Source organism: Rathayibacter sp. Leaf299, from assembly GCF_001423055.1.
Lineage (GTDB): Bacteria > Actinomycetota > Actinomycetes > Actinomycetales > Microbacteriaceae > Rathayibacter > Rathayibacter caricis.
Genome location: NZ_LMNT01000001.1, coordinates 292,777 through 305,550, shown reverse-complemented (window position 1 = coordinate 305,550; position 12,774 = coordinate 292,777). Strand labels below are relative to the sequence as shown.

The following is a 12,774-nucleotide window of genomic DNA, read 5'->3' as shown; positions in this document are numbered from 1 at the left end:
GTCACGGACGGCCGGTCCGGACGCCCCGGGGCAGCCGACCGCGACGGACCAGAGAAGGGCGCGGCGTCAGGACGTCGGCATCCCGCCGTTCACGTTGAGCGTCTCGCCCGCGACGAAGCTCGACTCGGCCGACGCCAGGAACACGTACGCGGGCGCGAGCTCGGCCGGCTGGGCCGGCCGCCCCATCGGCGACTCGCTCGAGCCGAAGTCGGGCAGACTCTCGGGGTCGACCCCGTCCGTGACCTGCAGCACCGTCCAGGTCGGCCCCGGTGCCACGACGTTCACGCGGATGCCCTTCGGCGCGAGCTGCTGCGCGAGCCCCTTCGACAGGTTGTTGATCGCGCCCTTGGTCATCGCGTAGTCGAGCCGGTCGGGCGCGGGAGTGTGGGCCTCGGCCGACGCGGTCGTGATGATCGTGGATCCGGGCGCGAGGTGCGGCACCGCCGCCTTCACGATGCGGAACATCGCGAGCACGTTGACCTGGAACGTCTCGAGGAACTGCTCGTCGCTCAGCTCCTGCAGGTCCTCCTGCCACACCTGCTTGCCCGCGACGTTCACCACCGCATCGAGCCCGCCGAGCCCCTCGACCGCCTGCTCGACCAGCTCGGTGCAGTACCGCTGGTCGCGGAGGTCCCCGGGGAGCGCGAGGGCCGTGCGCCCGGCCGCGCGGACCAGCTCGATCACGTGCTGCGCGTCCTCCTCCTCCTCGGGAAGGTAGGCGAGCGCCACGTCCGCCCCCTCGCGGGCGAAGGCGATGGCGACCGCCGCGCCGATCCCGGAGTCCGCCCCCGTGATGAGCGCGCGCCGGCCGGTCAGCCGGCCCGTGCCGCGGTAGGTGTCCTCCCCCAGATCGGGCCGCGGGTCGAGGCGGGACTGCAGCCCGGGCTCCTCCTGGTGCTGCACGGGAGGCGTGGTGTTGGGGTACTGCGTCGCCGGGTTCGTGAAGGTGTACTGATCGGGCATGGTCTCCTGCTGCTCCCCGGCCGGGTCTCGGGCCGTCGCGTCCAGTCCACCTCACGCGTCCGGCTGCGGGAGGGGGCTGTCCCGCATCCGGAGCCGCTGGTAGGAGGACGGGCGAGCGGAGGCGGTCAGCGGCGCTGGATCGTGGAGCCGCGGATCACGAGACGGGTGGGCAGGTACTCCGTGCCGGCGGTCGGCGATCCGCCGATCGCCTCGAAGACGCGGTGGGCGGCGGCGCGGCCCAGCTCCTGGAGGTCGGCGTCGATGCTCGTCAACTGCGGGCGAGCATTGGTGGCGAGGACGAGCCAGTTGTCGAAGCCGACGACGGCGACGTCCTCGGGCACCTTCCGGCCGAGGTCGCGGGCGCTGTCGAGCGCGCCGCGGGCGATCTGGTCGGAGCCGCAGACGATGCCGTCGAGGTCCGCGTGGCGCTCGAGCAGCACGGCGGTGCCGTCGCGGCCCCACGATTCGGACCACTCCGAGAACATGACGTCGCCCACCAGCTCGAGATCGGCGTCGCGCATCGCATCGCGGACGCCCCGTGCGCGGTCCTGGGCGGCCTGGTAGCTCGGATCGCCGGTCAGGTGCGCGATCCTCCGACGGCCCAGCCCGAGGAGGTGCTCGGTCGCGAGCCGGCCGCCCTGGTAGTTGTCGGCGGCGAGGGAGACGTCGGTCGGGTCCTCGGACGGCGCGTAGACGTAGACCACCGGCACCGGCAGGTCGTGCCCGAGCGACGGTCGGGGGTTCGTGCTGCTGCCGACGACGAGGATCCCGTCGACCCGGCGGTTGAGCAGCGCCGCGAGGTGGTGCTGCTCGCGGATCGCGTCGCCTCGCGCGTCGCAGAGGAAGACGTTGACGGCGCCGGCGCCGAACGCGTCCTCGGCGCCCATCAGGATCGGGATGACGAAGCGGCCCTCGAGGTCGTTCGTCAGGATGCCGACGGTTCCGGTACGACCCTCGACGAGACTCCGGGCGAGGGCGTTCGGCGTGAACGAGAGCTCGCGCGCCGCCTCCATGACCTTCACCCGGGTGGCCGGGGCCACGCTGCGACCGTTGATGGCCTTGGACGCCGTAGCCATCGACACGCCTGCGAGCTTCGCCACATCGCTCAGGGTCGAGGTCCGGGATCCTGACGATCGTGATTGCGCCATGTTTTCGCCTCCGTTACGCAACGGTAACAGTCACCACTATTGACGGTGGCGCATCGAGTCGTCTTTACTGAGCGAAACGCATTTCGGTGTTTTCGTTCGACCTGGCGCCAGCCCCCACCAGGTCGGCTCACAGAAGCTCAATGAGGAGAAAGATGAACGTCACTCATCGTCGGTTCGGCCGTCTGGCCGCTGCCGCACTCGCCGGAGCGATGGCCCTGTCGCTCGCCGCCTGCTCGGCCTCGGCCGGAGGCGGCACCGCCGACCCGGCCGCCGGCGGAGCAGAGGGGACGGACGACGGCACCACGCTCACCCTGTGGACCCGCGCCCCGCTCGAGAAGCAGGCCAAGGCGCTCGTCGAGGCCTACAACGCCAGCCACGAGAACCAGGTCGACCTGACCGTCGTCCCCAACGACGACTACGTCGCGAAGGTCGGAGCCGCCGCCGGCTCCGACGGCCTCCCCGACCTGTTCGCGGCCGACATCGTCTACATGCCCAACTGGACCGAGCAGGGCCTGTTCCAGGACCTCACCTCGAGCATCGACGGCCTCGACTTCAAGGACTCGATCAACGAGGGCCACCTCGCCGCGGGCACCTACGACGACAAGGAGTACGCGCTCCCCTTCGTCCTGGACCTCTCGATGCTGTTCTGGAACAAGGAGCTCTACGCGGAGGCCGGTCTCGACCCCGAGCAGGGCCCGAAGGACATGGCCGAGTTCGCCGAGCACGCCAAGGCGATCCAGGCCCTGAACAAGCCCGACACCTACGGCACCGCCACCGGCCTCAACTGCGGCGGCTGCCTCGTCTTCACCTGGTTCCCGACCATCTGGGCGGGCGGCGACGAGGTCATGAACGAGGACGGCACCGAGTCGCTCCTCGCCAGCGACACCGCCAAGGAGGTCTACTCCACCTGGAAGGACCTCTGGGACTCCGGAGCGGTGCTCCCCTCCTCGCAGGACGAGGCGGGCCCGACCTGGACCGCCGGCTTCACCGAGGGCAAGGTCGGACTGCAGTTCTACCCGGCCACCCTGCTCTCCTCCACCCCGTTCGATGCGGGTGTCTCGGGCATCCCGGGGCCCGACGGCGGCAGCTCCACGTTCGTGGGCGGCGACGGCATCGGCATCTCGAAGGACTCCGAGAAGTCGCCCCAGGCGTGGAACTTCCTCAACTGGATGATGTCGGAGGACGCCCAGGTCGGCGTCCTCGCCAAGAACAACGACGTCGTCTCGCGCTCGGACCTCGCCAGCAACCAGTACTCGGAGCTCGACCCGCGCCTGGTCACGATCAACGAGGTCGCGTCCGAGGGCGACACCCCGTTCTCGACCAGCTTCCAGCAGGCCTTCAACGCGCCGAGCAGCCCCTGGCTGACCCTCGTGCGCGACGCGGTCCTCGGTGACGGCGAGTCCGTCGACGCCGACAACGACGCCATCACGTCGATCCTCGGTCAGTAGGCCGCTCCACCCACCCGCTCGGGCCGGACGCCGTCCACGGCTCCGGCCCGAGCGCCCCACAGAAAGCGTCAGCACACGATGACAGCCACCGCCAGCGACGTCGGCCGCACCCGGGTCCGCCGCCGCGCCCCCGGACTCCTCGGCTGGGCGTACGCCGCCCCGACAGCGCTGTTCGTCGCGCTGCTCTTCCTCGTCCCGCTCGGACTCGTGCTGCAGATGTCGGTCTCGGACTGGCCCCTGCTCGCGGGCAACCGGGGTGTGAACTTCCCCACCAACTTCGGCGACGCCGTGACGGACCGCTTCTTCTGGGCGTCCATCCGGTTCACGCTGCTCTACACGGTCCTGACGACCGTGATCCTGCTGGCCCTGAGCCTCGCCCTCGCGCTGATCGTGCAGGAGTCGACCCGGTGGAAGAACTTCCTCCGCACGGCGTTCCTCATCCCGACCGCGCTCGGCCTCGCCTCGGCCTCGCTCCTCTTCTACGTCCTCTACTCCCCCCTCGCCGGGCCGTTCGCGGGCCTGATGGAGAGCTGGGGCATCACGTTCCTCGGCACCCCGACCGGCGCGCTCTGGTCGACGATCTTCCTGATCGTCTGGCGCTTCGCCGGCTTCTACATGCTGCTGATGATGGTCGGTCTCCAGGGCATCCCCGAGGAGGTCTACGAGGCCGCGCGCATCGACGGCGCCTCGAGACTGCAGACGTTCACCGGAGTGACGCTGCCGCTGCTCAAGCCCACCCTCGCCCTCACCACCGTGCTCTGCGTCACGGGGTCGCTGCTCGCGTTCGAGCAGTTCTACATCCTCACCAAGGGCGGGCCGGACAACTCCACCATCACGGTCGTGCAGCTGATCTACAGCATGGCCTTCCAGGGCCAGAACGATCTGGGCGTCGCCGGAGCCCTCTCGGTGATCGTGCTCCTGGCGCTCGTCGTGCTGAACATCGCGCAGATCCGCTCCTTCGGAAAGAAAGACGACTGATGACCCTCTCCACCGACCTCGAGCGCTTCGCTGCGGCCGAACCGGCCCCGGAGCCGTCGCCCTCGCACTCCGCCCGCCGACCGCGCGGCTCCCGTCTCGCCGGCATCGCCGTGCAGACCCCGTTCTGGGTCCTCACGGGCGGACTCGCCGTGATCTTCCTCTACCCGCTGATCTGGACCGCGGTCTCCTCCGTCGCCCCTCGCGCCGGCACCGGGCAGACCGAGGGCTGGGGGCTGGGCAACTACGCCACCCTCGTCGACTACCAGGCCGGCATCTGGGTCTACCTCGGCAACTCGCTGCTCGTCTCGGGGCTCACCGTCGTACTGACGCTCGGCACCTCGCTGCTGGGCGGCTACGCGTTCTCGCGCTTCGAGTTCCCGGGCAAGAACCTGCTGTTCCTCTCGACCCTCGCGATCCTGATGGTGCCGTACGCGACGCTCCTGATCCCGCTCTACGTACTGCTGAACATCGTCGGCCTCTCGAACTCGCTCGTCGGAGTCGCCCTGGTCCTGACGATGTTCCAGCTGCCGCTGTCGACGTTCCTCATGCGGATCGGCTTCGACGCCGTGCCGCGCGAGCTCGACGAGGCCGCGAAGATGGACGGCTGCACGACCTGGTCGGTGCTCTGGAAGGTGCTGCTGCCCGCTGTGAAGCCGGGACTGATCACCGTCGGGCTCTTCGCATTCCTCGCCGCCTGGAACGACTTCATGGCCCCGCTGATCCTCATCACCGACTCCGACCGCATGACCATGCCGCTCGCGATCTCGAACCTCCGCGGACAGGTGCAGGGAGTCGTCGACTACGGCGCCACCGAGGCCGGCGTGGTCGTCCTCGCGCTGCCGTGCATCCTCCTGTTCCTGCTCCTGCAACGCCACTACGTCCGCGGCTTCATGTCCGGCGCCTTCAAGGGATGACCATGACCATCGACACACACCCCCGCACCCCTACGTCCCGCGACCGCGACGCCCTCGCCCGGACCGTCGCCCCGGCCGTCCCCGCCGCCGGCGCCCTCACTCCGCTGGGTCTGGACGAGGTCGTGCTGACCTCGGGATTCTGGGCCGATCGCCAGCGGGTGAACGGCTCCGCCACCCTCGACCACATCGAGTACTGGCTCGAGCGCGAGGGCTGGCTGCCCAACTTCGACCTCGCCGCCGCCGGCACCCTCGCCGGCCGGCGGAAGGGCCGCGAGTTCGCGGACTCGGAGGTCTACAAGTACCTCGAGGCGCTCGCGTGGGAGATCGGACGGACCGACTCCGCCGCTCTCGACACGCGGTTCCGCGCCCTCGTCGCTCGCGTCGGCGCGGCGCAGGAGCGCGACGGCTACCTCAACACCCGCTTCGGCCGGGAGGGGCAGCAGCCCCGCTGGTCCGATCTGGAGTGGGGCCACGAGCTCTACTGCCTGGGCCACCTCTTCCAGGCGGCGGTGGCGCGCGAGCGCACCCGCCCCGGCGCCGACGACGGACTGCTCGTCATCGCGCGCCGCGCCGCCGACTTGATCTGCCTCGTCTTCGGCGAGGGCGGGATCGAGTCGGTCTGCGGCCACGCCGAGGTCGAGACCGGGCTCGTCGAGCTCTCGCGGGTGACCGACGACGACCGCTACCTCGAGCTCGCGCGCCTGTTCGTCGAGCGCCGCGGCCACGGCGTCCTCGCCGACATCGAGTGGGGCCGCTCCTACTACCAGGACGACGAGCCGATCCGCTCCTCGACCGTGATGCGCGGCCACGCGGTGCGGGCCAACTACCTCGCCTCGGGCGCCGCCGACCTCGCCGTCGAGACCGGCGACGAGGAGCTGCTGGACGCCCTGGACCGCCAGTGGCACGCCACCGCCTCCCGCCGCACCTACATCACCGGCGGGCAGGGCTCGCACCATCAGGACGAGGCCTTCGGCGACGACCACGAGCTGCCGCCGGACCGCGCCTACTCCGAGACCTGCGCCGGCATCGCGTCGGTGCAGTTCAGCTGGCGCCTGCTGCTGGCGCGCGGCGGCGTCGAGTACGCCGACCTGATCGAGCGGACGCTGTTCAACGTGGTCGCGACCTCGCCGTCGCGGGACGGCCGGGCCTTCTACTACGCGAACACCCTGCACCAGCGCCGCCCCGGCGCCCCGGCCGACCCCTACGAGGCGTCCGTGCGCGCCTCCTCGTCACTGCGCGCCCCGTGGTTCGAGGTGTCGTGCTGCCCGACCAACGTCGCGCGCACCTTCGCGAGTCTCGCCGCCTACCTGGCGACGAAGGACGCGCACGGGATCCAGCTGCACCAGTTCGCGTCGTCGCGGATCACGACGACGCTCGCGAGCGGCCAGGCGATCGACCTCTCGGTCGAGACCGCCTACCCGGACACCGGCCGGATCGCGGTGCGCGTGCTCGAGAGCGGACCCGCGCCGTGGACACTGAGTCTGCGCGTGCCCGGCTGGGCCGCCGAGCCCCCGGTGACCCTCCGCCGCGCCGACGGCTCGGTCAAGACCTTCGAGAAACGACTCCGTGACGGCTACCTCGAGCTCGGCGCGACCTTCGCCCGCGGCGACGAGATCGTCGTCGAGCTGGCCCTGCCCGCGCGCTTCGTCCGCGCCGACCCGCGGGTCGACGCCGTGCGCGGCTGCGTCGCGGTCGAGCGGGGCCCCCTGGTCTACGCGCTGGAGTCGACCGACGTGCCCGAGCAGCTGCACGCCGCCGACGTCTCGACGCTGCGTCTGGACACGGGCGTCGAGCCGCGCACCGTCGGCAGCGACGTGCAGGTGCGGCTGATCTCGATCGCGCCGGTGGAGGGCACGTGGCCCTACTCCTCCTCGCCCTCGGCGAGCAGCCGGGTGGAGGGGCACTGGCCCGTCTCGCTGACCCCGTACTACGACTGGGCCGAGCGGGGTCCCTCGACGATGCGGGTGTGGATCCCGGTCGCCGACTGACGTCGAGGGGCGGTCGCCGACCGCTCGGACGAGGGCCGTCGTGGAGCAGTGCTCCGCGGCGGCCCTCCGTCGTCGTCGGGATCGTGCACGACCGGATGTTTCGAGCCTTTCGCTCTTGACTCGGGCCGAGAAGGCTTTAACCGCGGCAATCATCTCCTTCACGAGGCGCGCCGAACGAAACACTTAAAAACGCTTTCGTTCTTCTGAGGAAATTGTTACCGTGCTCGTGGCCCCTCCTGCCCACCGGCTCGAGCGACCCGTCCCTTCCTCATTGCCGAACAGAACGGGAGCGTCCGCGACGATGCGAACACCCAGAAGAACCCGAGCGGTCACGACCGCACTCGCCACCGCCCTCACGGCGGTCCTCGCCGGTTCGGTCCTCGTCGCGGCTCCCGCCTCGGCGGCCACCGCCTGGGACCCGTACGACGAGGGCCTGCAGAACAGCAACGAGAGCCTCGGCTACCCCACCTTCACCAACGGCGCCACGGCGATCCCGCCGACGACGGCGACCTACGACCCCACCGTCTCCCACCTCGGGAAGATCTACGCCGCCGATCTCGCCGCCGGCGCCGGCTCCGCCCCGGGGAAGGACTTCTGGCTCGACCGGATGCTCTCCCGCGACGGCGTGCAGCCCGACGAGGCGGGCGGTCTCGACTTCGTCTCGGACCAGCCCGCGAACATCGACTACGACAACAACGGCGTCTTCTTCTCGCGCGGCCGCGCGGTCTACATGCAGAACTCCGACGCGGGCCTCGGCTTCCGCGGCCGGATCGCCTACATCGAGGACCTCGGGCAGAGCGGATCGACGCTGACCGCGAGCGTGAACGGCGCCGCCGTCTCCCTCCAGGAGAACCAGGCGAAGCGCCACAACACCCCCAGCTACTGGTACTCCGAGTACACCGGCGGCGGCCTGCTGGTGAAGCAGACCAAGTTCATCTCGCGGCAGAACGTCGCGGTCGAGCGGCTGCAGATCAGCACCACCGACGGATCCACGAAGACGGTCGCCCTGCGCGCCGAGTCGGGCCTGGCCCGCACCGCCGCCGGCAGCGAGCTGACCGGCTCGGTCACGACCGCCCACAACGTCACCCAGGTGGCGACCCGCTTCTCGGGCGACGGCTTCGGCGTCGACGGCACCGCACTCACCCGCACCGTCTCGGCCTCGGCCGCACCTGCCGACGTGAAGCTGCAGCTCGGCTTCACCACCTCCGAGATCCCCGAGAGCACCACCGAGTTCCAGTCGATCGCCGCGGCGACGCCGGCGGCGGCGTTCACGATGCAGACCACGAGCTACAACACGTGGTGGGTCGAGAACATCCCCTACCTCGAGACCCCCTCGGGCGAGATCGACAAGACGCTCTTCTACCGCTGGTGGCTGCTGCGCACGAACTTCCTCGACGCACAGGTCCCGGGCAACGACTACCAGTTCCCCACCTCGATGGAGGGGGTCTTCGGTCAGGCCTACAACAACGCGATCGTCCTCACCGCGGGCATGTTCATCGAGGACATGAAGTACTTCCGCGACCCCTCCAGCGCCTACGGCACCTGGCTGTCGGCCGGTGAGACGGCCCGCGAGAGCCGCTACATCGACAACCCCGGCAACCCGGTCAACTGGAACAGCAGCTACACCAACTACATCTCCGAGGCCGCGTGGAACTCCTACGCGCTGCACGGTGGCGACGCCGCGATCGCCGACAAGCTCGCGACCTACGCCGAGGACGACATCGCCGGTCAGCTGGCGGAGTTCGACAAGAACAAGAACAACCTCCTCGAGTACGCCAACCCGGCCCTCACCGGCAACGACGTCGACGCCGTGTCGTTCTCGTGGCGCAACACCGAGGCGTGGAACTCGTACCCGATGGACCGCCCCGAGAGTGCGTACCTCTACTCCGGTGCCGTGGCCGCCGCCGAGGCGTACCGCCTCGCCGGGGACACCGCCGGAGCCGACCGCATGACGGCCAAGGCCGAGGCGATCAAGAAGTCGGTCCTCGACGTCCTCTGGGAGGACAAGCGCAGCACCGCCGACGAGGCGGGCTTCTTCGGCAACATGATCAAGGCCTCCTACTCGGACGGCTCCTCGGGCCTGGCCGCCGGATCGAAGATCCCGTGGAAGGAGGTCAACATGTACTACCCGTACACCGTCGGCCTCATGCCCAAGCCCGGCGACGCCGACTTCGACCAGAAGTACCTCGACGCCTTCCGCCTCTTCGTCGACAGCGAGCAGTACGCGCCGTTCCCCTTCTACACCGCCAACCAGAAGGACGCGAAGGCCCGCGCGCTGCGCGACGCCGGATCGGGCAAGCACTACTCGAACAACTTCTCGACCATCAACTCCACCGTCATGTTCCGCCTGCTGTCCTCGACGTTGCGCGACTACCCGAACTCGTACCTGACCAGCGACTACTACAAGAAGATGCTCTACTGGAACGCCTGGGCCAGCTACGAGAAGGGCGACGTCACCCGCCAGAACGAGAACGAGTTCTGGTCGCACGGCTCGGCCGCCGACGGCGGATCGATCAAGTACCGCTCGTGGATCCACCAGACGCAGCTCGGCACGACGAACTTCACCGTCGTCGAGGACGCGATGGGCCTGCAGGCCCGCACCGACTCGGTCCTCGAGCTCTCGCCCATCGACATCGACTGGGACCACTTCACGGCGAACAACCTGAAGTACCACGACAAGGACCTCACGATCGTGTGGGATGAGCCCGGCGGGACCCGCCACTACGGCGACACCCCCGAGGGCTACTCCGTCTACCTCGACGGCGAGCGCGCCTTCACGATCGACAGCCTCGTGCCGGTCGAGTTCGACACCGTGACCGGTGAGGTCACGACCGACGCGACCGTGCTCTTCTCGGCCGCGAACGCCGTGAAGCCCGCGCAGGACGTGCGCTTCGCCTCGACCGATCGGGTCGTCGACCTGCTCGGCAAGGCCGGCGTCGACATCGACCCGACGACCAGTGCGGCTCCCGACCTCGCCCAGGGCAGGACCGCCACGGCCTCCTACTCGGCGAGCGGAACCACTCCCTCCGGCAAGAGCCTCGTGCCGGCCAACGCGGTCGACGGCTCCACCGTCAACGAGCCCTTCTGGGGCACCGCCGGATCGCCGAACGCCAGTGACTGGCTCGAGATCGACCTCGGCAGCGCGCAGAAGGTGAACCAGGCCGGGATCTACTTCTACCGCACCTCCTCGGGCACGACCGTGCAGGGCTACTCGGCCCCGAAGTCGTACTCGGTGCAGTACTGGGACGGCACGGCCTGGAAGTCGGTGACGGCCCAGGCCCGCACGCCGAAGGTCCCGACCGGCAACGAGAACACCGTCCGGTTCGCCGACGTCACGACCCAGAAGATCCGGGTCCTCGTCTCGCACCAGCAGGGTCAGAAGACCGGCATCAAGGAGGTGCAGCTGAAGAACGTGGCTGCGGCCTACACGCCGGCCGAGAACGCGGCTCCCGTCGTGTCGATCCAGCGCCTCGCCGTCGCCGACCCGAGCATCGCCCGGTTCGTCGGCACCGCGTCCGACGACGGACTGCCGATCGGCGAGCTCACCCAGGCCTGGACCGTGGTGGCGAAGCCCGCGGACTCGACGGCGACCTTCACCGACGCGGCCTCCGCGGCGACGACGGTCCGCTTCTCGAAGCCCGGCTCGTACACGCTCCACTTCACCGCCTCGGACACCGTGAAGCAGACCACTTTCGAGCAGGTCGTCGAGGTCTCGGACGTCCGCCCGCTGGGCCCGGAGGTCGGGTCGTACGCGACTCCGTCCGCCTCCTACGTCGCCCCGTGGAACCGTCTCGCCGCCATCAACGACGGCGAGACCGTCCCGGGCGTGCAGACCGAGCAGAACAAGCTCTGGGGCACCTACAGCGACAACCGGCCGGCGAGCCAGACACTGACCTACACGTGGGCCACCCCGATGCGGGTAGCCGGCGCCGGGGCCTCCTTCTGGAACGACGCCGCCCAGGGCAGCGGGGGCGGCGTCGCCCTCCCCGCCTCCTGGTTACTCGAGTACCTCGACGGCACCACCTGGAAGCCGGTCGCCCTGCGCGCCGGCACCCAGTACCCGGTGAACGCGATGGGTACGCCCAGCGAGGTGGCCTTCACCCCGGTGACGACCACGCAGCTGCGCGCGACCTTCCAGGCCAGCCGCTCGACCAGCGGCGCCTACTCCGCGATCGCCGCGTCCGAGTTCGACGTGTACGCCGACTACCCGGGCTCCTTCGAGGCCGTGGCCAAGCGCACCACCGTCAACACCCCGGTGACGCTCCCCGCGACCGTCATCGGCGTCTACTCCGACGGATCGCGCGGCGAGCTGCGCGCGACCTGGGACGCGATCCCCGCCTCCCGCTTCGCCACTCCCGGCACGATCACCGCGACCGGTGTGCTGACGGGCTCGACGCAGGCGGTCACCGCGACCATCAGCGTCGGCGACAGCGGCAGCGAGATCGCCTCGATCGAGCAGCAGACCGCCACCACCGCCCTCGGCACGGCACCCGTCCTCCCGCGCACCGCCGTCGCCGTCTTCAGCGGCGGCACCGGGGCGAAGGAGTCGCGCGCCGTCACCTGGGACGCCGTCGCTCCGACCTCGTACGCGACCGCGGGGACCTTCACCGTGCTCGGCGCGATGGCGGGGACCACGGTCCGGCCCAGCGTGACCGTCACGGTCGAGCCGGGCGCCGCCACCGCTCCGAAGGCACCGGCGGCACCCGCCGTCGCCGTCGCCGGTGACGCGGCCACCGTGTCGTGGACGGCTCCGGCCGACGGAGGAGCGGCGATCACGGGATACACCGCGACCGTCACTCCGACCGCAGGCGCGGCGATCACGAGGACCGGCACGACCACGAGCGCGATGTTCGCCGCCCTGCCTGCAGGGACGTACACCGCGAGCGTCGTCGCGACCAACTCGGTCGGCGCCTCCGCCGCGTCGCCCACCGCGTCCTTCACCATCGCCGCGGCCCCCGCGCTGAAGGTGACGGCGTCGACGAGCTCGCGCTGCATCAGCGGCAAGGTGGTGCTCACGGTGACGGCGAAGAACGAGGAGTCGACTCCGATGGGCATCACGCTGCGCACCGCCTACGGCACCAAGGTGTTCAGCGGAGTGAAGCCCGGCTCCTCGGCCACGCAGGCGTTCACGACCCGCCTCGGCTCGATCCCGGCGGGCACCGCCACGGTCGACGCCACGGCCACCGTGAACGGCACGGCGCTCGCCCGCACCGTCGAAGCGCCGTACACCGCTCGCACCTGCTGAGCACCGGAGGGGTGGGAGCGGCCATCCGCTCCCACCCCTCCTCCCGCGCGACACCCTCCCGCGCCCGAAACCCTCCGCACCACCTCTCAC

The 12,774-nt window shown here is 70.2% G+C and carries 7 protein-coding genes; 5 read left to right on the top strand and 2 right to left on the bottom strand.

Annotated elements, in window-relative coordinates; all coding sequences use genetic code 11:
- Positions 1–66: 66 nt before the first annotated feature.
- Together ASF48_RS01415 and ASF48_RS01410 are read right to left on the bottom strand one after the other, a co-directional pair.
- Positions 67–963, bottom strand: a complete 897-nt coding sequence (locus tag ASF48_RS01415) for an SDR family oxidoreductase (protein WP_055785272.1) — start codon at positions 961–963, stop codon at positions 67–69.
- Between the two features lie 125 nt (positions 964–1,088).
- Positions 1,089–2,063 (bottom strand): LacI family DNA-binding transcriptional regulator, encoded by a 975-nt coding sequence (locus ASF48_RS01410; RefSeq protein WP_327205433.1) that lies wholly within the window; start codon positions 2,061–2,063, stop codon positions 1,089–1,091.
- Positions 2,064–2,263: 200 nt separating this feature from the next.
- Here ASF48_RS01410 and ASF48_RS01405 point away from each other — a divergent pair, with 200 nt between their 5' ends.
- The 5 genes from ASF48_RS01405 (at position 2,264) to ASF48_RS01385 (ending at position 12,684) form a co-directional block, all read left to right on the top strand.
- Positions 2,264–3,559, top strand: coding sequence for an ABC transporter substrate-binding protein (locus ASF48_RS01405; RefSeq protein ID WP_055785266.1), 1,296 nt, complete (start codon positions 2,264–2,266; stop codon positions 3,557–3,559).
- Between the two features lie 78 nt (positions 3,560–3,637).
- Positions 3,638–4,537 carry a carbohydrate ABC transporter permease gene (locus tag ASF48_RS01400; protein WP_055785263.1) on the top strand — a complete coding sequence of 300 codons (900 nt, stop codon included), beginning with the start codon at positions 3,638–3,640 and terminating at the stop codon, positions 4,535–4,537.
- Positions 4,537–5,451, top strand: coding sequence for a carbohydrate ABC transporter permease (locus tag ASF48_RS01395; RefSeq protein ID WP_082480905.1), 915 nt, complete (start codon positions 4,537–4,539; stop codon positions 5,449–5,451). The genes ASF48_RS01400 and ASF48_RS01395 overlap by 1 nt, the downstream gene beginning before the upstream one ends.
- 2 nt (positions 5,452–5,453) lie before the next feature.
- On the top strand, positions 5,454–7,439 hold the full coding sequence (locus tag ASF48_RS01390) for a glycoside hydrolase family 127 protein (protein ID WP_055785258.1): 1,986 nt from the start codon (positions 5,454–5,456) through the stop codon (positions 7,437–7,439).
- A 301-nt stretch (positions 7,440–7,740) separates the two neighbouring features.
- Complete coding sequence (locus tag ASF48_RS01385; RefSeq protein WP_055785255.1) at positions 7,741–12,684, top strand: Ig-like domain-containing protein; 4,944 nt, start codon at positions 7,741–7,743, stop codon at positions 12,682–12,684.
- The last annotated feature ends 90 nt before the right edge of the window (positions 12,685–12,774 follow it).